The sequence below is a fragment of the Microcystis flos-aquae FACHB-1344 genome (assembly GCF_014698375.1).
In the GTDB taxonomy this organism is placed as follows: domain Bacteria; phylum Cyanobacteriota; class Cyanobacteriia; order Cyanobacteriales; family Microcystaceae; genus Microcystis; species Microcystis aeruginosa.
The window spans coordinates 1-26,093 of the sequence record NZ_JACJSW010000155.1 but is presented as its reverse complement, the minus strand read 5'-3'; the positions used below and the strand labels follow the sequence as shown (position 1 = coordinate 26,093).

At 40.6% G+C, this 26,093-nt stretch carries 20 protein-coding genes and 1 pseudogene; 3 read left to right on the top strand and 18 right to left on the bottom strand.

Annotated elements, in window-relative coordinates; translation table 11 throughout:
* Positions 1–12: 12 nt before the first annotated feature.
* The 7 genes from H6G48_RS14410 to H6G48_RS14380 form a co-directional block, all read right to left on the bottom strand.
* Positions 13–1,287 (bottom strand): vWA domain-containing protein, encoded by a 1,275-nt coding sequence (locus H6G48_RS14410; protein WP_242034653.1) that lies wholly within the window; start codon positions 1,285–1,287, stop codon positions 13–15.
* Positions 1,288–1,300: 13 nt separating this feature from the next.
* Positions 1,301–2,407: a hypothetical protein gene (locus H6G48_RS14405; RefSeq protein WP_190722278.1), complete on the bottom strand. Its 1,107-nt coding sequence runs from the start codon at positions 2,405–2,407 to the stop codon at positions 1,301–1,303.
* Between the two features lie 11 nt (positions 2,408–2,418).
* The gene (locus H6G48_RS14400) at positions 2,419–5,070 is read right to left on the bottom strand and encodes a hypothetical protein (protein WP_190722277.1); all 2,652 of its coding nucleotides are present in this window, start codon (positions 5,068–5,070) and stop codon (positions 2,419–2,421) included.
* Positions 5,071–5,074: 4 nt separating this feature from the next.
* A complete protein-coding gene (locus tag H6G48_RS14395; RefSeq protein WP_190722276.1) occupies positions 5,075–5,989 on the bottom strand; it encodes a hypothetical protein in 915 nt (304 codons plus the stop codon).
* A complete protein-coding gene (locus H6G48_RS14390; RefSeq protein ID WP_024968980.1) occupies positions 5,976–6,821 on the bottom strand; it encodes a hypothetical protein in 846 nt (281 codons plus the stop codon). The genes H6G48_RS14395 and H6G48_RS14390 overlap by 14 nt, the downstream gene beginning before the upstream one ends.
* A 19-nt stretch (positions 6,822–6,840) precedes the next feature.
* Positions 6,841–7,608: a hypothetical protein gene (locus tag H6G48_RS14385; RefSeq protein WP_341275504.1), complete on the bottom strand. Its 768-nt coding sequence runs from the start codon at positions 7,606–7,608 to the stop codon at positions 6,841–6,843.
* 114 nt (positions 7,609–7,722) lie between these two features.
* Positions 7,723–7,860 (bottom strand): hypothetical protein, encoded by a 138-nt coding sequence (locus tag H6G48_RS14380; protein WP_190722274.1) that lies wholly within the window; start codon positions 7,858–7,860, stop codon positions 7,723–7,725.
* Between the two features lie 68 nt (positions 7,861–7,928).
* Here H6G48_RS14380 and H6G48_RS14375 point away from each other — a divergent pair, with 68 nt between their 5' ends.
* Entirely contained in the window at positions 7,929–8,636 is a 708-nt protein-coding gene (locus tag H6G48_RS14375) for a sigma factor (RefSeq protein ID WP_012266779.1), read from the top strand.
* A gap of 18 nt (positions 8,637–8,654) precedes the next feature.
* Entirely contained in the window at positions 8,655–9,569 is a 915-nt protein-coding gene (locus tag H6G48_RS14370) for a DUF1822 family protein (RefSeq protein ID WP_190722273.1), read from the top strand.
* 314 nt (positions 9,570–9,883) lie between these two features.
* On the opposite strand, the gene H6G48_RS14365 is transcribed toward H6G48_RS14370, so the two are convergent.
* The 10 genes from H6G48_RS14365 to H6G48_RS14320 all read right to left on the bottom strand — a co-directional run bounded on the left by H6G48_RS14365 (position 9,884) and on the right by H6G48_RS14320 (position 24,663).
* A complete protein-coding gene (locus tag H6G48_RS14365) occupies positions 9,884–12,001 on the bottom strand; it encodes a protein kinase domain-containing protein (protein ID WP_190722272.1) in 2,118 nt (705 codons plus the stop codon).
* 116 nt (positions 12,002–12,117) lie between these two features.
* Positions 12,118–13,941, bottom strand: coding sequence for a protein phosphatase 2C domain-containing protein (locus H6G48_RS14360; RefSeq protein ID WP_190722271.1), 1,824 nt, complete (start codon positions 13,939–13,941; stop codon positions 12,118–12,120).
* A gap of 64 nt (positions 13,942–14,005) precedes the next feature.
* On the bottom strand, positions 14,006–14,569 hold the full coding sequence (locus H6G48_RS14355) for an FHA domain-containing protein (protein WP_012266788.1): 564 nt from the start codon (positions 14,567–14,569) through the stop codon (positions 14,006–14,008).
* Between the two features lie 88 nt (positions 14,570–14,657).
* The gene (locus H6G48_RS14350) at positions 14,658–16,040 is read right to left on the bottom strand and encodes a vWA domain-containing protein (protein WP_072924341.1); all 1,383 of its coding nucleotides are present in this window, start codon (positions 16,038–16,040) and stop codon (positions 14,658–14,660) included.
* 23 nt (positions 16,041–16,063) lie between these two features.
* Positions 16,064–16,456: a hypothetical protein gene (locus H6G48_RS14345; protein WP_104398337.1), complete on the bottom strand. Its 393-nt coding sequence runs from the start codon at positions 16,454–16,456 to the stop codon at positions 16,064–16,066.
* Positions 16,457–16,482: 26 nt separating this feature from the next.
* Positions 16,483–18,657 carry a VWA domain-containing protein gene (locus H6G48_RS14340; RefSeq protein ID WP_242034652.1) on the bottom strand — a complete coding sequence of 725 codons (2,175 nt, stop codon included), beginning with the start codon at positions 18,655–18,657 and terminating at the stop codon, positions 16,483–16,485.
* A 105-nt stretch (positions 18,658–18,762) separates the two neighbouring features.
* Entirely contained in the window at positions 18,763–20,955 is a 2,193-nt protein-coding gene (locus H6G48_RS14335; RefSeq protein ID WP_242034651.1) for a dynamin family protein, read from the bottom strand.
* Between the two features lie 849 nt (positions 20,956–21,804).
* Positions 21,805–22,299 carry an ureidoglycolate lyase gene (locus H6G48_RS14330; RefSeq protein WP_190722270.1) on the bottom strand — a complete coding sequence of 165 codons (495 nt, stop codon included), beginning with the start codon at positions 22,297–22,299 and terminating at the stop codon, positions 21,805–21,807.
* 5 nt (positions 22,300–22,304) lie between these two features.
* On the bottom strand, positions 22,305–23,762 hold the full coding sequence (locus H6G48_RS14325; protein ID WP_190722269.1) for an efflux RND transporter periplasmic adaptor subunit: 1,458 nt from the start codon (positions 23,760–23,762) through the stop codon (positions 22,305–22,307).
* 298 nt (positions 23,763–24,060) lie between these two features.
* Positions 24,061–24,663, bottom strand: a complete 603-nt coding sequence (locus H6G48_RS14320; protein ID WP_002759547.1) for a GUN4 domain-containing protein — start codon at positions 24,661–24,663, stop codon at positions 24,061–24,063.
* Between the two features lie 83 nt (positions 24,664–24,746).
* Here H6G48_RS14320 and H6G48_RS14315 point away from each other — a divergent pair, with 83 nt between their 5' ends.
* Positions 24,747–25,727, top strand: coding sequence for an aspartate carbamoyltransferase catalytic subunit (locus H6G48_RS14315; RefSeq protein WP_190722268.1), 981 nt, complete (start codon positions 24,747–24,749; stop codon positions 25,725–25,727).
* A gap of 23 nt (positions 25,728–25,750) precedes the next feature.
* Here H6G48_RS14315 and H6G48_RS14310 read toward each other — a convergent pair.
* Positions 25,751–25,948, bottom strand: a pseudogene (locus tag H6G48_RS14310) (hypothetical protein); the annotation flags it as partial.
* Positions 25,949–26,093 lie beyond the last annotated feature (145 nt).

Here is a 26,093-nt window from a genome sequence, read left to right as displayed (position 1 = left end):
AAATATTTAGGATTAGTTTTGTTTTTCCTTTAACCATTTTCCCCAATAATAAAAAGGAATAACTCCTCCCAAACCAAGAGCAAGAAAAATACAAATAAGCATTAATATTCTGGTTTCTAAGGGAAGTGTACGCCCAAAAAAATCAAGGGTATAAGGTTTAGATTTTGATGCTACTTTCTGAGTAAAAACTGTGGCTACATATTCGCCTCCTCGTCGAACGTTGGGTTGGATATAACTAATTTCGTATCGTCCTTGAATCGCATCAAGGAAAATTTCTAATTTCTCGGCAATTTCATCAGCATCACCAGCAAATTCAGTAACTCCTCCTGTTAACTTCGCAATTTCCGCTAACTGTTTTTGATCTACAAATTCTTTTTCTAGTTGCTCTCTAGTTGCTTGGGATAATTTTGGGTTATTAATATCTCCACGAACAGCAGGTTTACCTAAGGAATATTTTTTGCCTAATTGTTGTGGGGTTAAGCCATATCCTAGGGTATGAACAACAATATCTTTATTGTTCTGAAGATTGGCTAAAGTTTTCTGAATTTCTTGATAATTACTATTATTATCAAAGCCATCAGAAAGGAGAATAATTGAGAGTCGTGGTTGAGGTTTTAAAGGTTTTCCTTCTTTATCTTTAGGATAGAAACGACCTTCTTTATCGTTTTTAAAAAATTTGACGGTTTCTTTGAGAGCTTGATAGAAGTTGGTCGTTGCACAAGGAGTTTTATCAGCAAGACTACCTAGAAAATTAGTTAGTTTAACATCTTGCACTAAATTAAAATTATCGAGAGTTTCTGAAGTAACTTTTGGGTAATAATCACAGGCTCCAGGCTTGTCATTTTTACCTTCTACCCCAAAGGGAACAATAGATAAATAGGTGTTGCCTTTACGCTCTGAGGCTAATTTAATAAATGTTCCCAGCGCGTTAATTGCTGCATCTAATTTTCGCTTTCCTTTAGCAACCGCTTTGGCATCACATTTTGTGTTGAGAGCCTGAGAACAATTCATGCTGCCACTAAAGTCGATGAGAACGACAATCCAAGCATCAGGAGGAGTCGTTTCTCGGGGAGACTTCCAGTCAAAAGGTAGTTGTTTTCCTTGATAAGTTTTGTTGTTTTTTTTATCAATAACTTTAAGCTGAAAATCGCTTTCAGCTAAACCCATAATCGGTTTACTTTCTTCTCCTGTCACTTGAATTTGAAGAGTCACTTTATCGTCGATGTCCTCAATATCTGTGATTTCAGGTTTAATTCCCCAAGCTGGGGTAATAAGAGCGGTTAACATAATCATTGATAAACTAAGCTTGTGGGTCAAGGAAGCGATTGTAGAAGACGAAACGATAAATTTTGGGTTCATCGGGGTTGTGGTTATCTTTAACATGGAAGGTTATCAGGTTATTGTGTTTAAGGGGAATTTCTTTGGTGCTAGTTAAAGGTATGCCATTGAGTTCGATAAGGTTGTAAAATGTTGGGTTAGGATCTAAAATGGCATCACGGCGGGTAATTTTGATGTCAGCAATATGGGGGGGGAGTCCGGGGAGATAAATATCCGATCCTCTTTCTACACCATCAGAACCTTTAGTTTTGCGGACAGAACCAATTTTGATGATTCCTTTGGCGGGAAGTTGAATCGACAGTCCCTCTTCGATTTTTTCCGCATCCGATTCACTGACAAATTTGAGCGTTTTATGGATGTTAGGAAAGACTGAATTAATCGATGTAAATTGAGGATCAATGCTTTCGAGTTCGGGAATGATTTTCCTGTACTCGAATCCTTTACCGGCTCTCAGTGCTGCCATGTAGCTAGGAGAATTAGTAATTGTAAAGGTTAGGCCGAGCAATAAGCCTAAAATGGCAAATCCGAGGGGATCTTCTGCTTTTCTAAACGCTTCTGAAGTGCCTAACCATTGGCGAATAAATTCAAAGATTCCCACCGCTACTAAACTGGCAACACCCGCACCGATGATGCTAGTATATAACCGTTGTCGAAAGCGATCGCGATCCCCCGCTTCCATGCTGTAAAATTGCCAAGTAAGTCCTTCGGCTAATCCAACGGCTGCACCGACAAAAAGCCAACCTAAAAGTCTGCCTGGAAATTCAGCAACTCCAGATTGAATTAATAGCTGAAAGATTCCACCCGCTGCTAATCCAGCAATCAATCCGATTAAGGTGGCAATTAATAGGGGAACTAAAGCAATCCGAAAGTTGAGTTTAGGACGGGTGGGATTACTAATAAATATTTCATTCATTACCATCCCAATCCCTAAGGATATAGCGACGCAGGGGAAAAGAACCACCTCTGGAAACCGAGACAGGATTTTTAAGTCAGTCAAGAAAATCTGACCGATATTCCAGCCAATTAAAGCCGAGGTTATTCCTGCTAGTATGTAAAGCCAAATTCTCATAGGTTTAAAAACTATCCTCTTGGGGGAGTTGACGAATCGATAATTGGGTTTACTTTACCGCAAATTGGTGGTTTATTACTTAATGTTTTACCCAGTTGAGCAGCTACATCACACTTCAAAAGGTTATAGGTATTCCTTTCATAGTTAATCACTCCATCAACATCAATATTAATAGATTGCTCCTTTTTAAGTCTAGATTTAAGACTTTCTTGGTATTGTAAAATAGCTTTAACCCAAGCTTCTTTATCTGCTGGTTCAGTCATATTAGAAAAGAAAAGTCCAATTTCATTATTGGGATCAAGAACCTTAATTACACTAGATGAAGATGAAGTATCAAGACCAAAAGCTTGGTCCAATTCTCGTACTAAAGTTTCTAAACTAGATTTTGTCTTTTGTGATTTATCAAATTCCGAGACTGCCTTTTCAATTTTTTGGTCTCTTGTCGGGGATGGGGATGGGGATGGGGTTGTTTCTTTAGCGGGAGTTTTAGCCACTTTAACTTTAGAAAACCCTAGCTTTTTACAATTGTCAGCAGTTGCTTGAGTTGCTTGCAGTTGCATATTTTGAAGCAGATTACATTTTAGAGCTTGATAAGTTTTTCCATCCTTATCAATAATACCATCAATATCATCAGAATTAGATGGTGTAACTTTATATAATTGATAATACAATATAGACAAAATCCACTTTTCTTTATCTTTATTATCTTCTGGTTTATTTAGAGTCTTAAGCTCAAAAGAGTTATTGGGATCGAGAATTTTTGAAATAGCTTCATCAATCTCATTCTTGTTAGGTTTAGAAGCATCTGCTCTAGTAGTTTGCTTCAAATCTTGTTGAATTTGTAGTAATGACCCTTTAGTCTTTGGAAAGCTTTTGATCGCTTTTTTAATAATCGGCGATTCTGAATTGTTTGATCCTCCGGGTAAACCGGGTACAGATAAATTAGCTAAATTCAATAATCTTTGAAAGAAAAATCCTCCTAAAGTGAATATAAGCAAAAAATAAATAATAGCAATAAAACAGCCAGATGCTCCACCTCTAAACACGGAAGATAGAAGAAATATTGCTGTTTCTTTTATTTCTCTAAATACTGGTTCATACCAAGGTATATCTCTTTTAACTTTAATATCAAAATTATAAACTTCATCCCCCTTCAATTTATGGCGTTTATATACGTCACTAGGAATCTTTTCCTGGGCGAGATGATAAAAGAAAACGGTTAAACTATATCCTTTATACTGTTCCTGCGATGACACTTCTAGTTTATCAAATAGGCGAGCAAGATGGATGTATTTTTGAGTTGTTGGATCGGGATAAAAACGATGATTCCAAACTTTCCTTAAGTCATCTATAATTTCTTGCCAACGTGCATCATTTAACACATAAAATTCTTTTTCTTTTAAACCTTCTGTTTCCGTGCTTAGATAACCTGCTTTTTTCTTTAAATCTTGTTTCAATCCCACACTTGTGAAAGTTTTATATGTTACTCCCCAGAGTCCGTCTTTATCTGATAAGAGTCTAGCCGTAGCATCTATCAAGTCTGGCTGCTTAATGACATTAAGAATAAGTATATTAATACCTTGCTTAACTGGATTAAATATTAATGAGTTTGGCTGAGTAATAGCTTTTACAATCTCCCCTTGAAAACTCTGAGATATTGGATAATAATCCTTCTCTTTTTTCATTATCCAAGCGACAAAATCTGGCAGCTTTTCAGGGCAAATGATGGCTTGTAGCGTCAAAAGACGTACATTAGATTCATTATAAATTCCCTGTTGATAAGCATCTTTGGAGCCTTGTCCTTCAAATATGGAATTCCAAAAGGTTTTATAATCCTGTTGAATTTTAGGATTGTTCAAAGCATCTTCGATAGGGGCTAAATTTTCTTGAAAGTTTCCTGTCCGGCAGGAATTCCTGATAGCATTTTTAATTAGAGTTTCTTCAGGTATTGCTGGAGCAAGTTGAGGAACACTGTTTATTCTGGCTCTTATTGTCTCCTCTGCTTTTTTACTGGCGGGATAGATGACTAAAAAGCGATTTGGTTGCTCTAAAGCCTCTACATTACAGGCCCAAGAAATCAATTCCTTACATCTTGCTGGGTCAGTTTTAGAGGCAATTTTATGAATCATTAAAGCAGGATATGGTGTCTGCAAATTATTCTGAGTAATAATTATCGGTGTTTTTCCTTCCCAAATCCCATCCAACTCAGATGGAATATGTTCATTAATTTGAGTCTCAGTATCGTCATATTCTGTAAACAAATCGACTTGTTTATAATCAGATGGGTTAAAAGTTGGCTTTCCCTTTCTCATGTACCAAGATACAAGATCAGGCAGCTTACCCCTTCCCTGACACAAGAAATAGCGATAGAGAGATGCACCCCGTCTCCGTTCATCTATCCCCCGTGTGACGACGGCAATGACTGACCAAGCCTCTCCATGATATTCCACTTCCCGTCCAATAATGGCGGGATTTTGGCTAGATGCGCCTTCAGAAACGGCAAATTCTCGATTTTTAATAGCTAACTGTACAGGTGTAGGAATTGTAGCAAGGGTTGAGTTCATGTACTCTCCCGAAAAACCCCGCGATTTCCACTCACCAGCACCGCCAGTGCCATCGACTAAAATACCCGTGCTAAATTCATGAATGTGAATAGTAGTCATTGTTTTAATCCTTATCTAATTCTTTGTGATGTTGACCGGTACAAAGCCAGTAAATCGGGGAAACTAAACCAAAGGGTCGCCACCGTCTCGGATCGCGGATAATAGAAGTTGTTCCTTGGCGATCGCGTTGTTTTTCGATCGAGTTGGGTTCGGGATAATTGGTTCCCAACGTACCAAAGGCAGAAGTGGCAAAATAGTCCACTTCACCTCCTCCCCTATCTACCCAGTTTTCTAATTTATTTTGCATCAGAGGAAAGCGTCTTTGTGTCAATTTTCTCGGTTCATGACGACTCACCCACAGTTGACTCAGTTCGCACTTACTAACCGCAAAAGCAACGCGGCGCTGTTTGGGATTAATATCCACCCTGTCTAAAGCCGCTAAAAATTTTTCTAGTCCAATAGCATAGTCTTTATCTTTGCGGTGAGAGGTTCCATCCACTAACAATAAAAGACCTGTAGCCACCACACAGTCTTCGAGATAGTCAACTAAGCGCGGATCGCCGGTTTTGTTAATGAGATCCCGAAGAAACTCGCCGGAATAATCTTTACAGTTAACATTGAGACGTATTGCGCTAGAAGATAGGCCTCTTTGCAGATTTTTCAAAGAAAATTGTTCTTTGAGAACAATACTTAATCCATAATCTTTGACTTCATCAACGGTGGCTTCTAGGGGAGTTGGTTCTAATTCTAGTCCCTGTTCCAAGATGTTCTGTGCCATGTTCATCAGTTGTGCGCTGGCTTCTTGGTTCCCCACTGGAGTCACCGATTGAACTGGACTATCGGCCTTAGCATTTGGCCAATAGGCGAGGGAAGCCATATAGGCGGTTTTACCAGCATTGCGATCGCCAATAACCCGTATTTCGGCATTGGCATCTTTTAATTCAGGAGCTTTTGGTTTTAACCAGTCAAACGCTTTCATTTTTGGCTCCTTGATTTGGTTTTTTACTGAGCCAATAGAGAGGTTCAATTAGATTATAAGGTTGCCATGAGTTTGGTTGTCTAATCACCGAAGCCGGTTCTTCTCCTTTCATCCGATCTTCTCGGTTAGGACGGGGATTATCTCTGCCTAAAACGCCAAAGGTAGAAAGGGCAAAAAAACGCAGATTTTGGGGAATAACTTTTGCTCGCAAGGTTTTAGTAGTTTCTCGTAAATGGACGGCGAACAAATCAATTTCTGGGTCAAGCCTACCGGGCCAAATTTCTCCTCTTTCACATTTACTCATAACTATTGCTAACTTCAAATTCTGAGAACGACCCCGCTCATCCATTAATTTAAGGAATTGTTTCATGATTCTGTTATAAAAGTTATCAGTTCCTGGTTCCCATCCTGTTAGCATAATTAGACAGCCGATGACATCGGTAAAACATTCATTAATAAAATCTTCATGGATAGGCTTCCTTGCACTGGGACTGGCAATTGCCTCAAAGACTTCTCCGGGATAATCTCTAGCGGTTAATTGAAAAGTCTCCGTGGAACTATACCAATAGGGTTTGGCTGTGATACCAAAGGAATAAAAGGGTAAGTCATCTACTGACTCAATCTCTTGTCCGATGACGGTTCTATCTAGATCGGCCGCTTGTTTGAGAATATTTTCAGCTTTTTCAGCAAGTATTCTTGTGGCAGGATTTTGGGGGTTGACAGTAAATAGTTTTTTGCCTTGTTTGTGTTCTTTGAAGTAGGACAAAGCAGCTAAATAGGTGGTTTTTCCTGCTGCTGTCGGTCCAATTACAACAATATTTCCACTGGTCATTTTTACTCCTATTTTAACTTTATTTTGCGAGATGACTGCCCAAATAAATCCAGGGGAGTTCTAATAATTTTCGATTATATATGCTCGTAATGAAACATCTAATTGTTAACCCTTGAATACTACGGTTAAGTTGATTGATTTGAGGGTGAATCGGTCGAAAATAACGCTGAAAAACATAGTTATCTCTCTCTTGCCATGTTATGGGTTGGAAATCAGGATTAAAAGCGAGTTTTCTGGCTTCTTCTTCGAGATCGACTCGGAGTAAATCGGCTTTATTTAAACAGAGGAGAAGATGTCGAATTTTCGGACAATCTTGCTGGAAAAATTCAAGCCAACGGTCAAAACGATTACACCATTGTTTTGTGGTGATAAAGTCATCTTTGTTGACTTGACCGGTCGGTTTAATGATGTCCCGATAGGGCGGTAAAATCAACATAATTCCTTCAGCTTTTCTGATCGTTTCGAGAAATCCTTTCCATTCATCGGGTTGTTTGTCTTGCCAAGATTTTCGCCAGATTTCACCGGGGGTGTCCAACCAATCCAAGGCAATCATTTTCTCTCCTGTGGGAAGGGTGACATTAACTTCTATGTCCTGCTCATAAATTGCTTGCTTATCATCTGTTGCTCTAGTTTTGCCCTGTTCTGGAAGATATAAAATGCCTTTGAGATACTGATAATCGGGATAAGTAACTTTGACATAATTTCCCCTGGGGTTAGCTAATTCCAAGACTAGGTGAGTTTTACCTGTGTCGCGATCGCCAATATAAATAACTCCCAAGCACTCCACCTCCTGATCAATAAGTCCTGATTAATAGCAACCAAACAGCGATCGTGTTTAGTTTCGGTTTTACATTACTTTCTCGTAGGGATGGCTGCTTTTTATGCAAAATTTGGGTTTATCTTAACATAAATTTACATTCTCGATAGTACCCCGCGCCACATCCACTCTTGCTGCGATACCGAAGGCAGTCCGGGAGCGAGATCGCAATTCCCTCGACAATTCCTCACAAAAAAGAATTTTAATTATCGGTTTTTGCATAAAATGCCAGTAACCTGACGAGTAGATAAAAGGGGTAGTGATCTAGAAAATGCAAGGAGAGTTCTCTGATGAGTAACCCAGACAGCAAACTTAAGCTTCTTGAAGAAATGGCACTTTTGGCTAAAAGCTCCCCTGCAAACAGCAAGGAGAGACAAAAATGGCTAACAAAACTAACCAATGAGATTCAAAACTCTAATAAAGTGTACTGTAAAAATATCTATAATTTTCCTAAGTCTGTCTATCAGGATATTTTTCACGAAGCTCTACAGCAGACTTTTTTAGAGATTTTTGAAAAAATTGACCTGTACGACCCAAGTAAAGGTAATGTCTTGGCATGGGTAAGTTTTTTGCTCGATAAGCGGTTTATCGATGCTGTCAGGGAACATTTAAAACTGCGACATAGACAAGATAATGGCAAGCGAATCAGAATTTATGAGCAATCTTTGGATGTTCCTCTCCAGTCGGAGCAATCAAGCTGGAACCATGCCCCAGATACTTCCTTGCTTGATATAATCGAGCAAACTGAATCTCTCTCCCCCCAAAAAGATTGGGAGAGATTATGGGATTTTATCCAAAAAGATCCTAGAGATTGTTTTCGGCAGACTCACATCGAAAAGCATCCGGAGGCTAATTTTCAAGCAATCTGTATAAGGCGATTTAATGGACAATCTTGGAAGGAAATGTCAACAGAATGGGGAATCTCCCTAGCAACTTTAAGCAGCTTTTATCAACGCAGCGTTGATAAATTGCAACCAATTTTTCAAGAATATCTTTAGAAATAGGAGACAAAAACCATGATGCCACTAGCTGAACGTTTAACTTTTACAGTCCCCCTGAGCGGTGCTGATTTTAAATTAGCTCAAAAGTTTAGTTGCGAGCAGAAAGATGCCGATAAAAGTAAACAGGTTTTTCTAAATACTTTAGCTGTGCTTGCTGTTAACTTTTACTGCCAGTGTTTGAAAGTAGAAACAAATTTAGAGGAAAGCACTATCGGACATTATAATCGGCGAATTTTAATGGATAGTGCTGATTTAAAGATCGATGTTCTCGGTAAATTAGAATGTCGTCCGGTTTTGCCAAATGAAAATATCTGTTATGTCCCGTCCGAGGTATGGTCAGATCGAGTGGGTTATGTTGTGGTAGAAATTGATGAAGAAGCGAAGAAAGCTATTTTATTTGGATTTGTCGAGCAGATAGAAACTAACGAATTACCATTAGCTCAATTACCAGATATTGACAATTTAGTTGATTTACTTCTTCTGGCTAAAAACAAACAACTTCTCGAAAGAACTTTTGCCAAGAATTGGGATAATAATATTTCAAAGAGAATCCTTGATGCTAAACAGCAAAAGTTTTTTTGCCTGAATGATCCCGCTCTACCTACAATCGATAAATCTATTACCTCTCCTCTCTATAGAGCTAAATACATTACTCTGATAAGACGGACATTTATTCTATTTGTTAGGATAACCCCTACAAAAGAGGGAAATTTTCAACTTCTCGTGGAGGTTGAATCCGATAGAGGAGAAAAAATTCCATCTGATTTGAATTTGAAGCTATTATCTTTATCCGACCAAACTTTGAATGCAAGTCAAACAAAAAGAGGTAATTATATCTCTTTGAACTATAAGCTTCAATTGGGAGAGAGTTTTCAAATACAAGTGAAGCGAGCAGATGAAAGTCACACAGAACAATTTTCTTTTGACTAAACTCTATTTGAACGGGATAATTTATCTAAATTTCTGATTAAAGTTTAGATAAATTGTTCAAAATTTGATCTTATATCTTTTCTAAAACTAAATCCAGTTATTAAAAACTGATTATTTATTCCCTCTTGTGCCTTTTGCCCCTTGCCTTTTGCCTGTCCTGATATTTAGCCTATACTCAACGGATTTAGTATAAAGTAATCTATGTCAAACCCAAAAGATTTGTCGGATATTCACAATTATCTCTAAGATTTTTAGCATTAATTGCGACATAAAAACTCATTGCAAAAGCAAGTAAATTTTACATTTCTTAGCCTTTAAACGTCAGCCTCTGTTAAAGCTTGAGCGAGCATTCTGGATAGATGGGATTTATCTTGTTGATTGTAGAGAGTAATGGCTTGACGATAGTAGGATAACAGTTCGCGGGCATATTGGATTTGTCCATCGGCAGTTTTTAGATTAAGTAATACCCAGCCTAAATTGTGGTAGGCTTCAGGGTAGTCAGGTTTGAGTTGAATCGCCTGCTCCAGATGAGTTTTCGCTTGCTTCCATTGTCCCAATTGAGCGAGTAATGTTCCTAGTCGATAGGCAATAAAAGGCTCCTCACCATTTTTCTGTAGGTAAGCTTGATAAATTTGAAGGGCCTCCGAGGGATTGTTGAGATGCTCATGACTAATAGCCGTATTGATAAGCACCCAGGGGGCTGCGTTGGGGTGACGACTAGCTTGTTGAAAGCAAGGAAGAGCCTGACTCCATAACCCTTGTTGAGCTTGTTTCCAACCTTTGAAACCCCAGGCAAAGGGATGGTCTTGAATTTGAGTCAGACAGTCTTGAATGCGCCGGTCTAAATCTTGGCTTTGTTGGCTAGTGGTGGCTTTGTCAAGAGCGGCAAGCAGGTAGGGATAAACCCAATATTGAATTTGTTGATTCTTTTGGGAGGGGTTTTGTTTGGATTTAGTAATTGCTTTACTAGCAGCACCAATAGTGGCTTTAAATTGATTTTGATTGAAGGTAATCCAAGCTTGAATTCCGAGAGCAAAGAGATTGTTACTATCAAGTTTTAGGGCTGTGTTGATAGCGGATTCCGCTTCTTGCCAATGACCAATTTTACCGAATGACCAGGCTAAATTCACTTGTATCCAAAGAGCTTGAGGTGAAAGTTTAGCCCCTTTTTGTAGTTGTTGTACGGCGGATTCCCAGTTATTTTGATGGCAATATACCAAGCCTAAAACTCCGTACCCTCTACCATCATTAGGGTTTAGTTGAATTGCTTTTTGGGCAGCAATTTCAGCTTGAGTATCATTAAGATGGCTCTGCAATAACGCTTGTTCAACCGCGGCTGCACCATTATTGGGTTCGTTGCTTAAACATTTCTCGTAACTTTGAACTGCTTCGACAAGTTTTCCTTGTTTAACTAACTCTCTTGCTTTTTTTTGTAAAGGAGAAACAAATTGACCTTTGAGCGCATCAATCAGTTCGTCAGCAGTTTGGAAACGATCCTCAACATTAATTCTCATTCCAGTTAGGATAACAGTTTCCATTAAATTAGAAATATCTGGATTGAGTTGTCGGGGTGGAATGAGGGGATCTGATGAACGTTGCTGCAATAATGCACTAGCTCTATCCGGTGCTTCAACTGGTAATTGTCCGGTTAAAAGTTCATAGATTGAAGCACAAAAAGCATAAAAATCTGTGGCAGGAAAACGTTTACTCCTTTGACTATATTGTTCATAAGGAGCATAACCCGGGGTTAAGGTTCTGGTCATGTCTCCTGTTTGACCGGCGATAAATTCTCTCGCCGCACCAAAGTCAATTAAAATCGCTTTATCTTGAGGATCAATTAAAATATTGTCAGGTTTAATATCCCGGTGTAAAAAATTATTATTGTGGACGGTTTTTAAGGCATCAGCAATTTGCAGAAAATAGCGTTTAACTCGCTCTTCAGTTAGCTTTTTTTCTTGGGTCAGGATTTTAAAAAGAGATTTTCCCGCAATAAATTCCATGACAATATAAACTGTATCGTTTTCGTCAAACCAATCATAAATTTTAGGGATATTGGCATGATGACATTTTTGTTGATGGCTGGCTTCTAGCTTAAATTTACTGGTTTGTTGTCGTTTTATTTGAGGAGAAATAGAGGCAGGCCAAATAACTTGATTCCCTTGTCTAGCGGATTTTTCTGGCCAAAGTTCTTTGATAGCCACAGGAGCATTATTCGCTCGATAAATTCCTTTATAGGTAATGCCAAATCCCCCTTCACCTAAAACTTGTTCGATCTGATATTGTCCCTGTTTGAGTAAAGTTCCGATGCTGAGATGATGGAGTGATGTGGTAGTTTTGTTAGGGGATACAGGGGTGAGATTAAAACCACAACTAATACATTGTTGTGTTCCATCAGGGTTATCAGTTAGACAGCTTGGACAGAGGATAGACATATTTTTATTGTCTTTGAGACTTATAATTATTGTTGGTTAGGGAAGTTACTCTCATCATTTTCTCTTGCTTCTCTATTTTGAGATTTTTGTTCATCTTCTGAATGATTTACTTTATTTTAAGTGCCAGAAGTCATAAAACATTGCATAGCTAAAAGCGTTGCATTATCGGTTGCTCCTTTATTAATAACTCTTTGAATGGTTTGATCAACTGCCATTTGTAAAGATTCAAATTGACTAAAAATTTCCGCCAGTTCCTGAGTCGGTACTAAATCCCAAACTCCGTCAGAACAGAGAAGTAAAATATCTTCATTTTCTAAAGTCATTGATAAATTGCTAGTGGTGCGACTTAAATTCTGCACATAGCCTTCACTTAAATGTTTTTTTGAACCGATAGATTTGAGTAAGACATTTCGATCTGGATGGGTTAAACTTTCCTCTTCTGTTATTTCCCCGTTAGCCACTAACATAGCTACCAGGGAATGATCTTCACTTAGTTGTTGAATTTTTCCTTGTCGTATTAAATAAATTCGACTATCTCCCACATGGGCTATCATTAAGCTATCATTGATCGCTAATGCAACACTTAAAGTTGTTCCGCCATTACGAACAGTATCAGCAATAGATATGTTGGCTTTTTGAAATAAATTAAGTAGCCATTCATTACGCTGTTCTCCTGTTTTAAATTCTGAAGGAAGGGGTTCTTGTAATATAGTTTTAACAGCAATTTGACTAGCTACTTCCCCTTGGGACATTCCCCCCATACCGTCAGCTACAACGCCTAAAATAAGGGTTTCTGAATTACTGAGGTGTTGTTGCCTTACACCGTAGTTATCTTCATTCTGTAAGCGTTCTGTTGAAAGTCCAACGGTTGAATAACTGGCAATATTCCACTGCACTTTCAGACTCCGCAGTGACTGGCGAGTTTCGATTAATAAGCTGAGAAATTGAGCCAGGGGAAAGCGTTCTTCTGGAAGAGAGGACAAGGCAATTTTCAGCAGTTGATAAAGACGCGGAATCGGAGCAATTTCTAAACTAATAATCTGGTCAGATTGAGGTAATTTTTTATGGGTAGTTTGATACAATAAAGCGGCGATAGTATAACTGCTCATTGATTCATTGATAGAGCGACTTGCCGCAAGTTCAGGAGCGCAATAATCTCCGATAACACCAGAAGTCAGGCTTTCTTCAATTGAGTAAGCGCAGGTTAAGTCAAAGATTTTGAGGGGTTTGTCTATTTCTATAAACTGGGGAAGCAGGTTGATTAAATACCAGTTTTGTTTAGCTATATAAGAAAATAACTGACAAATTTGAATCACTAACGTTAGTGCTTCTTCTTGAGAATGTTCTTCTTTTAGCCAAGCTTCTAAAGTCAAGTTTTCTTGAGGAAATCGCGTCAACAGAAGAAGTTTTTCTGGTTTCGTCTCGTTTTCGACTGCTGTTTCTGGGTAGTATTCTTCTTCTAAATAGTCTGTTTCTGCGGACTGATTTTCTCCAGAATCATCATCTTTTGTTGAAGTAATATTTACAAATTCAGAATCTTCCGAGACTATTTGTTCAGTGGCAATATCTTCATTTTGTTTTTCATCTACCTCCTGGGATTTTTCCTTGATTGATAGGGGATTAATAATAGCTGAATCTACTTGAATATCAGCGATAAGTGGAGCGATTAAGCTGTAGTTTTGAAGAATTTTTCTCAGTTGCAGTTCCCGATCGAGACTACTATTAAGAGAGCCGACACGCAAAAGTCCCAATTGAGAAGATGTTTCGCCCTTTTCCCCATCGAGATCGGCAATGGGTTGAAACTTGACTTTGAAGTAATAAACATCTGCGGTTAATAACCCTAGATAGGCGATAATTTCTATCTGGTAATCTGCCATAGAAAAAGATTCTTTTTCTTGAATAAGCAGGGGGGAGAAGTTTTCGGTAGATGGTGAAGTCATGAGAGGGAGCCATTAAAACTTTAGTCGAACACAATCGGGGTGGGGCTAACCACCCCAAGAAATGTTAAGGAGTTTGGAAAAGAAAGCGAATTTTAGCGATCGCAATCTCATCACCGGAACTGAGAGGGGTTGGGGCAGTTATTCTGGCGTTAAAGCGAGTTTGACCGATGGGTTTAATAAAAACCCCATTCAGAGAACCGAGGTCTTTAATTTTCCAAGTTCCTCCATCGGGATAAATTTCCGCATGGTTGCGGGAAACGGTTTCGTTATCGGGGAATTTTTCTAAGTCCACATCCACAGGTCCGGTGTCCGAGTCAAAGATGCCAATCAAGGTAAAACCATCAATGAAAAATTCAGCCACCGGGGCGTTAGGGTGCTTGGCAATCAGTCGGGCCGTTGTTGTTATTGCCGGAGTAATCGGTTGGGGCAGCGGTTCCGGCGTGAGTGTTATCGTCTCGGCAATCGGTTGGGGAATTGGCATGGGTGTGGGTTCTGGGATGGGATCGGGGATGACAGGTGTGGGAGGTGTAGGTGGTGTCGATGGGGTCAATTCTGCACCACAAGCATCACAGTATTCTGCTCCCTGGGGGTTTTGATCGTAGCCACAAACTTTGCAAACAATAGCCATTGGTTTTTCTCCTTTTTGAGGGATATAAGAGGAATTAATTAGATTGAAATTAATCTTACTGTTGCCTGACTCGGTGCCAGAAGTCTGCTCAAGTACCGGTTAGTTTCCGAATAGTTTCTTCCGAGAGATCGTCGTTGAGGTCATCGCCCATCTTGACAGTTTTTCCTCTCGATCCCATTTTCACGGTTTTGCGGGTTCCAGAGGAAATCTGGCGAGTTTTTCGCAATTCTTCAATCCCTTCATTGAGAGATTCGAGCATAGCATCATTGCCAATTTGAACCGTGATACGACGGGCAGTTTCCAGGAGTTTTTCAGCTTGTTGGGGGTTACTCTCTGCCATGCGAGTTGCGTCGTCAACTAATTGGGAAATATTGCGTTGTTGAACGTATCCCATAACTTCTTGATCGACCTGCGCTGTCCCCCCCTGTCCAGGCACAAACTGGACAACAACGTTCTGCGGTAGTAATTCCCCCCGTCGGTTTAAGCCAGGAATGTCATAAGTCAAGCCCAGTTGAGCCAGACGAATTTTTGAACTAGGACGACTATCGATAGCAAATTCTAAGATGAAGATGGTTTCATCCTTTGCTTTGGCGGCACCAATGGGATAGGGAGCTTGATTTAAAGAAAATTCTGCCAAATCGGGATAAACACGGGTAACGCGCAGCAGTTTGACTCCCTGAACAGTTTTTAAGCTGAGGACAAGATTGTTAATTACTTCTTGCTGGGCTTGCTGATAGTCTGCCAGTAGAAGGTTAGGAAGATCGGTAATAGAAACATCGTTACCACTAGCCGTTCCTGGAACAATGTGACGGCAATGCCCTCCCGTCTTGCCGCTTATGTCTGTGAGCAAGTTTTCGTTAAACTCGCCCACACCCAGGGCCGTAATCGAAATCCCTTGACTGGCAAATTGTTGGGCTAAGTTTTGGCAATCATCTTCATCAAAGGTGTCGCCATCGGTAAAAATCATGGTATGGCGGCTAGTCATGCTTTGATTAGCTAGGAGAGCAAGGGCTTGATTAATGCCTCTCCCCATACAAGTTCCACCGCTAAAATTTCGCAGTTTTGCGATCGCATCTTCCAGTTGACGGGTTTGGGTAACTGGTGTTAAGCCAATCAGAGTAGAGGCTTGATCGTCAAATTGGATCAGAGCAATCCGATCTTCCGGGGTGAAGCGTCCTGAATTAATCAGGGTGCGAAGCGACTCAATAACCATGTCGATTTTGGCAATGCCGCCCACCACTCTCGTGTATTCCTTCCCATCTTGCATATAAGTTTCACCGGTGGGTTGAAAATCGCCGGCCACAATTTCGTACATCGAGCCACTGGTGTCAATTAGAAAGACAAAGGTAGTAGAAGGACGGGTTTGAGCGACTTCTTGGGTTGGTCGCAACTTCAGCATAATAAACAGTCGCTGATCTGGAGTATCGGCAGGTAAAAATTCTCGATGGGGGGTAATAGATACGTTAAGCATTAAAATTTCCTTCAGAGAATAGGTTAAGTGTTGAAAATGTCTTCTAAAGGGGGAAACATTCCCTCCATGGGTTCTATAGCCCCTAAATCGGGGGTAAAAAGAGGGGGTAACTCTTGATTTCCTTCGTCTTGGATGTTTTCAAGGTTCGACTCGCTCAGTAGGGGTAAATCTAGGGTCAGGACAGTTTCTCGATAGCCTTCTCGGATATCTTCGACCCAAGCGGCGATAATTTGATTGAGACGGTGATCGTTGATAGAGCATGAGCTTCTTGCTTGAAAATGTTTTCGGATTGCTTGGCGAATTTCCTTGGTGAAGATAGTTTCAGGATTATTTTCCTGATCAGCGGTTAGATCTAGAGGATAATCATATCTTTCTGGCGAATTTTTCAGGTTAAGAAAGAATTTATAGACTACCATTTGGGCAACCAAAATAAGATTTAAGATTAATGAGTTGATATTATTCGATTGGATGGTTCGGGCGATGTTTTTACCTCCAGCGTAATCTGTCCAAATTTCCGGCGATCACCGTCCTTTAATTGATGCTCTAGTTTTTTCATTCCCTTGGCCTGTCCATAAGACGAGTTATACTGCATGATAATGTTTTCCCCTTTTTGAAAAACCTGAGCCGTGATCGGGGCATAACCCTGTTTTTTGGGTAAGTAAATATTGGCTTCCGAGGAACTGCCCAAAATGATCGGGCGAGAGCCTAATAAAAATTCTCGTTGTTCCGTAGGACTCCAATGCACGATCAGTTTAGCTTGTCGAGTCAGCAGTTCCAAAAGAGCGATCATCATGCCAATACAAAAACCCAAAATCGCTGAACCCGCTAAACGTCCGGCCATCTCATTACTCGCTCCAGCTTGCAAAACAAAACCCATTCCTCCCATCGCGCCACCGAGAAACCCGCCCAATACCGCCCTGCCGATTTTCAGATTGGGGACAAAACGAGCCATGCCGCCGCCAAGCATTGTCCCTAAAATCGTCCAACCCAGAAGTGGCCCCCCTGGGGCAAGGGTGGGAATGCTTTGAATGAGAAAACGAGAGACAAGGAGTCCTGAGCTACCGGCAACCAATCCAGCAACGATTCCCCCCACTGTACCGATGCTTGTCTCGCCCAGGGAAAGAAGGCGGCGACGACGTTGATAGAGGTTCTGCCCGACAATTAACGCTAAAGAAGCACCCACAGACAGGATAGCCGTCCAGCCACCCGTCCGCAAGGCATCATAGATAAATCTAAATTGAGGGGTTTGCAGTTGATTTTTAGGAAGAGATTGGCTCAGTAAAGTGTATAAAATTCCTTGATTTTGCTTTTGTTCTCCGATCAGCTGCGAATCATAGATGAGTTTTGCCGCAGATTGAAAGGCTTGGTCAAATTCTCCGGAATTAGCATAGAAGACTTTTTTATCTTCTCCCGTCAGTTGAGTCAGAAAGTTTTGATCGGCATCTCCTGTTCCGACGGCAATAATATTGATTTTTTGGCTCAGAGCAGTTTGACCGATGTTTAGGGTCGCCTCTACAATCGGTTGGCGATCTTCTTCTTTCAGGGTTGTTTCAGCGATGGCTTTACCGATGGTGGGGAGTACACTTTCAAATCCTTGTCGTCCTGCGGCGGTTTCACCGAGTAAGAAGGTTTCTCCAGGTGCGGAGAGTTGCAGTTGTTTAAAAGTAGCGCGATCATCAGGTTGAATGACTAAGTGCAGTTGAGCAATTTGATTTTCCTTTAAAACATTAGTGGTTGCTTCTAAAGAAGGAATTTCTCGATCGGGTATTAAAGGAGGAGCATCAGTAATCAGCAGTATGACTTTGGTTGCATGGGAACGGAAAGGCTGACGGGCAGCTAATGCCAGAGCATCTAAGCTACTTTCTGGCGGATCATTGCCGTTAACCTGTTGAATGCTGCCGATTTGCTCACTAAAGCGATCGCTATCAGGGGTAAATACAGAACCATCAAAATTGAGAATTTGCGGCTCTTCGCCAAATAAGCGATCGCCAAAAGCGATTAGGCCTATTTGAGCATCAAGTTTCCGTTTTTTGAGTTCTTGGGCAAAGTTTTGGATGCCTTGTTGTACTCCGGCGATCTCCTCATTCATACTGCTAGTAACGTCGAGAACAATCATAATATCAATTTGTTCTGGAGAAGGAGCCGGGGCGGGTTGTCCATCTGTAAACAGCAAGATATGACGATCGGAGCTGCTAGACTCTAGTTGCTCAATCGCCGTTGCCAGTCCTAAATCCATTCTTGTCCCCCCACCATCAGATAAATTGTCAATGGCTTGATTGAGGGTGGCTAAATCGGAGGTTAGTCCTGTGCCAATTTGAACCTGACTGCCGAAACCGACCACCGCGAAGCGATTAACCGAGGGGTCCTGTCGCTCGATAAAGGCTTTTGCGGCATTTTTTGCCTCTTGTAATTTATTGTCATCGTTCATGCTGCCGGAGGTATCAATCAACATTACGACAGATTGAGGATTCTGTTCGACAATCGGCGGACGTTCAGTCACCGTGAGAAAAACCTCTCCTAGTGCGATCGCCGCTACCAGACATCCTCCCGCACCACATAATCCAAAAATTAGGAGTTTTCTGAGATTTCGCCTGATCTGGCCGAATAAGTTCTGCATTTTAATTTCGGGGGACTATATTATCTATTCGCCAGAAGACCTGTGATTTATGCCAAAGCTGTCACAAAAGTACACAAAAAAAGGCATTGCTGAATAAACAGTCAATTAGCGAGTAAATTGTTCAACCTCTACAGGGATTTGTGTTTCTAAACTACTCTTAATTGAGCTTTTTAAAGTAATCAGTTTTTCGTAACTATTAGTGATCGTAGTTTGTTTAGTAACTTCAGAAGCAATAGCCTCATCAAGCTTGATAGTTTGGGCAATTTGACTGGATATTTCATCTTGGCAATCATTAAATAGTTCCAGTAACTTTTCTTCCAAATATTCTGCATGATTTTTCAGGCTATACCAAATATTTGTGTTCAACTCTTTGACAAGTTTTTTTGTGCATTCTTCCAGTTTATCTTTATACATTTTTAGGGCTTGATCTAAACGCTCAGAAAATGTCTGACCACTACAGTCTTTGAGACTCAATCCAATCGTCTCAAGCTCGTCTCCATACTGATAGAATAAAGCATCAGCTAGACCACTTAATCTCATCGAAATATCTCGTTCACAAAGGTTATCTTCTAGTTTTTTTAACACTTCTTCGGGTAAATAACTTAGGTTAATGGTTTGTAAATCACTGAGAAGTGTACTTAATCGCTGGGTAAAAGGAATATCGACTACCGATATTAATTTTTTTCTCATCGATGAAGTCAGTTTGATTTTTTCAGTTACAAAATTAGGTAATCTAGATATATGACCATTAATATCTAGTCCTTCACTCAGATAATTTTTCAGTTCTTTTTTATCTATTTGCATTATTTTTTTGTCAAGTTCTCGAATCACTTCATGGGTGTCAGACTCTTTCCAAAATTGACTATCTTCGTGCGTGCGAATTTGTTGGGAAAATTCTTTAACTTTTTTCTTCAACTGATCTATAAAAAACCGAGATTGTGAACTAACAGCACGTATTTTCATGTCATCTTGAGGATTGGAGATTTGACTATATTGATGATAGGGTTCTTTCAACAATCGCTCTAATTTACGGATAATCTCCAGAAGTTCTTTTCTCGCATCTGCAATAAACTCATCTTTTGCCTCTTTATTCAAATATTTATATAGAGATTCAAGGAATTGAGAAAAGAGAACAATATCCGGATGATGAAGGAGCAAGTCTTTAGCTTGATCCTTAGAAGGCTCGTTTTCTAAGCCAATTTTTTTCAAATTGTCAAGATGTCCTCGTAATTTTTGACTTTGGTTAATTGTTCCTTGAGCAATTGTCTTTAACAATAAATAGTTGAGGGCAGAAGTCTGAAATTTCCGCTCTTCCTTAATGGTAAAATTATAGTCGCCAACCCGTTGATTAAAGCTATTAATAGCTTCTAGTTTGTGAGTATTATCCGGTAAATCCCATTGATTAATAACCCAAAATGCCCTTTGAATAATCGTTGGATTCTTCTTATTGATTTCAGCTAAAAATTCTATTTCTTTCCCTTGAAGAACATTGAAAGGGTTGATACAAACGACAAAAGCTTTTGCTTTCTCTTTGATGTAGTCTTGAGTAAATTCTTCATGGCGTTTATTGTCCACCCCTAGTCCTGGTAAATCAACCAATACAATGCCGTCCGCAATATTCAAATTTTCTACAAACACTTCAATTTTATCAACATAAATTGCTCCTTCATAGCCTTCTACATAGTTGCCAAGTTCTGATAGTTGAATTTCTTTTCTTCCTTGATAATTGGAATTTGGATTTGTCAAATTTCTTACAAGCAATCTACTTTTGCCTAAAGCTTGTTGATCGATAGAACTTCCAGTTTCTGTTTCATATTGTTTAATGGCTTCCTCAATGCTTTGAAAGTGTTTTCCCAGAGGTTCATGAGATTCATTTGACAAATTTTTACCAATTTTGTGACCAATTTCAGTTATAAAACTATCGTAAAGTATCCTTTGCGCTTTGTCATCCATAAAGTAAATAAAGGCTTGATCTTTTTCTCCTTTTTTAACGATAGTGGGAAATGCAGTGGTTGATGTATTGGCTTCAGGGAGAATTTCTCGTCCTAAAATTCCATTAATTATTGTTGATTTTCCCGCCGAATAAGAACCGAGAAAAGCGACATGAAATTCTGTTTGTTTCAACTTACTAATCCAGTCTTTTCGTTTTTCAATTGAGGATTTCTCCGTGTCTTTAATAGGTAGATAAGGAAAAACACTCTGATAAATAGCGAAGTAATCCTGAAACTGTTGAATAGTGGATTGAATTTTTTGAGAATTATCCGGAATTTGTTGTGAGTGGTTATTGTGCATGATCATAATGGCAGTCCTCGGAATGATTAATTGTTATATTGGAGTCATCAAAACTGTGGCATTGAGATACAGAGTTTATCCGATAGATGAGGTAGGTTTTTGCGACTGAAATCCTTACTTCGGCAAGGTTTAATCTATACTTCACCTTTACGAGAAACGCTGTAAACTTCACTCAGTGCGATCTCTGTCACCAGACATCCTGCTGCGCCAAATAATCCAAAGATTAGCGGTTTTTTGCGGTTTCGCCTTAGCTGTCTCAATAAGTTCTGCATTTTGGTTTTGGAGGTGTATATTATATTTTCGTTAGAAGACCTGTGATTTATGCAGAAGTGTTAAAAATTCCGATAGGAATAAGTTATCAGTCATTCTGACTTTTCCCGTTATCTTTTTAGTTGAGCGATCCTTTGATTTCCCCCTATCTCGAAGTCCTCTTCTCTCGTCGCTTATTGTCATTAAGACTAGCTTATTGAAAACTGTGGAGAGCTTGAAACCCTGATTATGTCATCGTTTTCAGACTTAGCGGGAAAAGTAAGATCGGTCATTGACTTGGCATCGACAAAAGGCTTACCTGCTCTACCTTCTGCCCTTTTTTAACTTCATCGAACTCACGTTGTCCCCCTGTCAGCTTTCACCGATATTCAGCAAACCCTAGTGGGACTTAGACAAAAAACAAATCGATAAAAGCCTCAACTCCAATCCCCGCTTGGGATTTACTTCGAGAAGCCCAAAATCGCTGAAACCCAGATAGATCAAGGAAAATCATAAATCGAGGTTAACCCTTTGTCCCGTAATGGTTTGAGCCTTTTTTGCTGACCGAAAACGCCTAAGTCCCACTAGGTAAAAAAAATATTTTTTTCAATCAACAATCTCGAATTCTATTAACTGCTCTTGGGCAAAATTATAGGTAAAATGATCGACAATATTAGTATCGCTCAATTCGAGATTATAAAAATTGATCGCCGGTTGATCAAAAAGTGGGCCAGCGTGCCAAGTTCCCACCTCTAATTTAATAAAACAGTCCCCGGGGATGCGAAAAACCTTTAGTTTTTCCAAATCCGGTTGAGGATAAGGACTAGGGGGGGCCACTCCTAAAAACCACTCTTGTCCCCCCAAAGAACCAAGACATTGGGTACATTGACTATGACGAGTAATTCGCTTAAATTTACGTCCGCGAGTCTGTAAACGCATAATATAAAAGCGTGGCACACCGTTTTTTAAATGCAGTTGTGCATCGCTTTCATCAAACGGTTTTCCATCATGACTAGGGATTATTAATTGACCGTAGGGACGGAAACTCTCGGCGGTAATTAGTTGCGCTGACAGGGTACGAACGGTAATCGAATTACTCATAAAAATTACTGCTGACTAACAGTTATAGCTGTACCATCTCGGAGAGAAAGAATATTATTAATAGCAATTCTTTCCCCAGCATTTACTCCAGAAATAACCTGATAAGCTTGCCCTTGAATTGTGCCGACTTGAATTGGTTTTTGTCTGACCAGTAAACGCTCCTCGGCATTTTCTTGACCTTCTTTAGCCTTTTCTTTTTCGGCCACAAAAACAAAATTTTGCGCCCCGATGCTAGTCACTGCCGTGGTGGGAATTAATACCCCCGGTTTTTGATCCCAAATTACCCGCGCCCGCACATATTGGTTATTGCGAAGACTGCCATCATTAGTAAAGGAAAATTTCACTAAAACCGATTGGGTAGCTTGGGAAACTGTGGGGGAAATAAAAGTTACTTGACCGCGAACCCCCGCACTGCCATCGGGATTAATAATTTCCACGGGCAGCCCGACGCGCAGACGCGGTTGTAATTCCACGGGAATCTGCACATTTAGTTCCAAAGTTTTATTGTTAGTCAACGAGGTTAATTCTTCACCCAGGGAGATAATATCGCCGACTTTTCTTTGATTAAAATCGCCGACAAAACCATCAATCGGGGCGGTAATGGTGTTAAAAACTAAATTCTGACGCGTCGCCCCTAATTGCCCCTCAGTGCTGGCTACCGCCGCTTGACGACTGTTCACTGTTGCCGCTGCCGCCGCCACCTGTTGCTGTGAGGCTAATTCGTTTTCAATGGCGATATTTAATGCTTCTTTGTTTGCCTGTAAGGTAGCTCTAGCCGCCGTCACCTGTTGACGGGCCGCATCACGATTTTGAGACCGGGCTTCTACTTCTGCCTTGGCGGCCTGAATGTCGCGGCGGCGATCATCTAAGTCCTGTTGGGGCTGTGCGCCTTGTTTGACCAGAAATTCGGCTCTTTTTAGGTTTTTTTCCGCTAAATCTAAATTAGCTCTCGCTCTCTGTAAATCAGCTTCGGCGGCGCTCAAGGTGGCGATCTGACTTTTAACATTAGCTTCCGCATTGGCCACATTTGCCCGATTCTGGGCAATTTGGGCTTTATTTGCCCTCGCTTGCGCTTGTCTTTGCCTTAAATCCGCCTCAGACGCATTGAGGTTCGCTTTGGCCGAATTTACCTGGCCGATGCCGGCGTTTACCTGTTGCTGTTGTTGTTCGGGATCCAATTCGGCGATTTTTTGTCCCTGAGTTACCTGATCGCCAGATTTAACGAAAATAGTCCGAATCCGACCGGTAATCTGAGGGGAGACGCTAACACGCTCTTGGGCGATCAAAGTACCCACAAATTCGCTACTTTGCACTAATTTGTCGGTGCCGAGGGTTTGCAGTTTGACGGGAACAGCCGCCGGTCCAGTGGCTTGGGGGGTTTGGGGGGCGCAACTGGTGATAATTAGGGAAACGGCGATCGACGAACCGATCGCTCTCGATAGGTTAACGGATCGTTTAATCATTGTTAAATTTAGGGGTTTTTAGCGGAAAAAGTGCTAGTAAATCGGAAAAAAAGGGAAGATGAGGAGAGAAGCTTTTCCTTAAATTTTACTCTACAGAATTGATCGCCGTGATTATTAAACCTCTGGCATAATTAATTTTTGAGGGTTCAAAAACGGCAAAAATAAGGATTAAATGGCATAAAATCCGTAAATAGACCATTTAATTGATTATTATTCATTCTTACTTAATTCTCCTGACTACTGACTACTGACTACTGACTCCTAACCCTAACAACAATTTTTGATTTTTACAAGAGGTCTATTGTTTGCTTTGCCCTAAGCTAACAATATTACAGGTAACTAATCTTTGGGCGAGGGTGGTGTATTCTAGGCGACCACCGGCGATCTGATATTCGTCCCGGGGCGCCGGCAGATGACCGACGGGTGCATTGAGGGTATAGTTAAGATTCTCTTTAAAAATAATCCAATCACCATCTTTACGCCAACCGATGCGATCGCCAAAAGTTTGAAAATTTTCGATCGCCACTAGGCGACCCGGTCGATTACCCGTCTCGATAAAAATGCGAAATTGGGTGCTGAAACTAAAACGACCCCCGGAAGCTTCTTTCCAGAGTTGATCCATCTTTTGCAGATCCCAACAGGCCAATTTTTGCAGGTCTTCCATAGTAAACCAGCCCTGTAATTCCCGTCCGGTTGCTTTCAGCATTAAATTACGGGTTTCATCGTTAGCTTGCCGCCAATTTTGTTGAGCGAGGAAATTTTTCAGGCGAGTGTAATTAATGCCCGTGGTCGGTGATACCATTTCCCCAGAGGTGGCAGTCTGGGCAACGATCGCCGGCAAGGGATTGAGAAATAAAGCGATCGCAAGAGTGATCTGACAGAAGGAAAAATTAATTCTCATAAACCCTATTTATTAACCTGATGCAAAGAAATCCTACAATAGCATAGACGAAATTTGCCGTTTTTACCGCCTCCTTAACGCCTATGGCTTTCACTTGGCTCCGACACCACATTTTGGGATTGCAAGACTGGCAACCGGAAGAATACCAAACCCTGCTACAAACGGCCTCTAGTTTTCGTGAAGTTCTTTCCCGACGTACCAAGAAAGTGCCGGCCCTACAAGGTCAAGTGGTGACAAATCTTTTTTTTGAACCTTCCACCCGCACCCGTAGTAGTTTTGAACTAGCTGCGAAACGTCTCTCGGCCGATGTTCTCAATTTTGCCCCGGGTAGTTCCAGTTTGACTAAGGGTGAAACGATTCTCGATACCGCTTTAACCTATGTGGCCATGGGTACGGATATTTTTGTTATCCGACATCAACAGTCGGGGGTTCCCGATTTAATTGCCGCAGAAATGGATCGTTTGCAGTCGGGGGTCAGTATTCTTAATGCTGGGGACGGTCAACACGAACACCCCTCCCAGGGACTTTTAGACCTGTTTACGATCTGTTGTCTGTTAGATGAGGAAAATCCCCGTTTAGAATTGTTAGAGGGCAAAAAAATCGCTATTGTCGGGGATATACTCCATTCTCGTGTGGCGCGTTCCAATATCTGGAGTTTAACCACGGCTGGGGCGGAAGTACATTTGTCCGCACCCCCCACCCTACTGCCGAAATATTTTGGGGAATTGTGCGATCGCCTATTTCTCCACTGGGATTTAGAACCAGCTTTAGAAAAGGCCGATTTTGTGATGACCCTGCGACTGCAAAGAGAACGAATGACTGCCAATCTTTTGCCCAGTTTACGGGAATATCATCAAAGTTTTGGCATTACTCGTCCTCGTTTGCAATCCTGTCAACCGGGGGTGAAGGTACTTCATCCCGGTCCTGTGAATCGGGGAGTGGAAATTAGTTCCGATTTAATGGACGATCCCGATTTTAGTCTGATTTCCCAACAAGTTACCAGTGGTGTCGCTGTCAGAATGGCTTTGTTATACCTGATCGGTAATCTTCGCAGCGACCAGTAAAAGGTTCTCAGGGATTTGATCTTTTAGTCTGGTTTCATTGAAACAATCCTAAAGTTTTTATCAAGGTAAATATCATACTTTCTTCCTCCCTCACACACAGCATCTTCTGCTTCAAATAGGTTAGTCTCAACATCAAATTTCATCGCTTTAGGATTCCTACAACCCTGTTTTAGCAAAGCAGCGGTCAACTGCGATTCTTCTTCCGGGGTCAAAGCCCGATAATAGACCTCTTGCATAATTTTTTTATGGTATGATGGAGGGTTTTGCTTTTTTCTCAATTCTTAGATTGAAGTGGAAAAAAGAATAAAATGTGATCTTAGGTCAGGAAATCATCTATAATTTTGCTATGTTTATTAGCAAAATTAT

Coding starts and splice junctions, on each gene's coding strand:
- H6G48_RS14410 (WP_242034653.1), bottom strand. CDS start 1,287: ATGTTAACCGCTCTTATTACCCCAGCTTGGGGAATTAAACCTGAAATC.
- H6G48_RS14405 (WP_190722278.1), bottom strand. CDS start 2,407: ATGAGAATTTGGCTTTACATACTAGCAGGAATAACCTCGGCTTTAATT.
- H6G48_RS14400 (WP_190722277.1), bottom strand. CDS start 5,070: ATGACTACTATTCACATTCATGAATTTAGCACGGGTATTTTAGTCGAT.
- H6G48_RS14395 (WP_190722276.1), bottom strand. CDS start 5,989: ATGAAAGCGTTTGACTGGTTAAAACCAAAAGCTCCTGAATTAAAAGAT.
- H6G48_RS14390 (WP_024968980.1), bottom strand. CDS start 6,821: ATGACCAGTGGAAATATTGTTGTAATTGGACCGACAGCAGCAGGAAAA.
- H6G48_RS14380 (WP_190722274.1), bottom strand. CDS start 7,860: ATGCAAAAACCGATAATTAAAATTCTTTTTTGTGAGGAATTGTCGAGG.
- H6G48_RS14375 (WP_012266779.1), top strand. CDS start 7,929: ATGAGTAACCCAGACAGCAAACTTAAGCTTCTTGAAGAAATGGCACTT.
- H6G48_RS14370 (WP_190722273.1), top strand. CDS start 8,655: ATGATGCCACTAGCTGAACGTTTAACTTTTACAGTCCCCCTGAGCGGT.
- H6G48_RS14365 (WP_190722272.1), bottom strand. CDS start 12,001: ATGTCTATCCTCTGTCCAAGCTGTCTAACTGATAACCCTGATGGAACA.
- H6G48_RS14360 (WP_190722271.1), bottom strand. CDS start 13,941: ATGACTTCACCATCTACCGAAAACTTCTCCCCCCTGCTTATTCAAGAA.
- H6G48_RS14355 (WP_012266788.1), bottom strand. CDS start 14,569: ATGGCTATTGTTTGCAAAGTTTGTGGCTACGATCAAAACCCCCAGGGA.
- H6G48_RS14350 (WP_072924341.1), bottom strand. CDS start 16,040: ATGCTTAACGTATCTATTACCCCCCATCGAGAATTTTTACCTGCCGAT.
- H6G48_RS14345 (WP_104398337.1), bottom strand. CDS start 16,456: ATGGTAGTCTATAAATTCTTTCTTAACCTGAAAAATTCGCCAGAAAGA.
- H6G48_RS14340 (WP_242034652.1), bottom strand. CDS start 18,657: ATGCAGAACTTATTCGGCCAGATCAGGCGAAATCTCAGAAAACTCCTA.
- H6G48_RS14335 (WP_242034651.1), bottom strand. CDS start 20,955: ATGATCATGCACAATAACCACTCACAACAAATTCCGGATAATTCTCAA.
- H6G48_RS14330 (WP_190722270.1), bottom strand. CDS start 22,299: ATGAGTAATTCGATTACCGTTCGTACCCTGTCAGCGCAACTAATTACC.
- H6G48_RS14325 (WP_190722269.1), bottom strand. CDS start 23,762: ATGATTAAACGATCCGTTAACCTATCGAGAGCGATCGGTTCGTCGATC.
- H6G48_RS14320 (WP_002759547.1), bottom strand. CDS start 24,663: ATGAGAATTAATTTTTCCTTCTGTCAGATCACTCTTGCGATCGCTTTA.
- H6G48_RS14315 (WP_190722268.1), top strand. CDS start 24,747: ATGGCTTTCACTTGGCTCCGACACCACATTTTGGGATTGCAAGACTGG.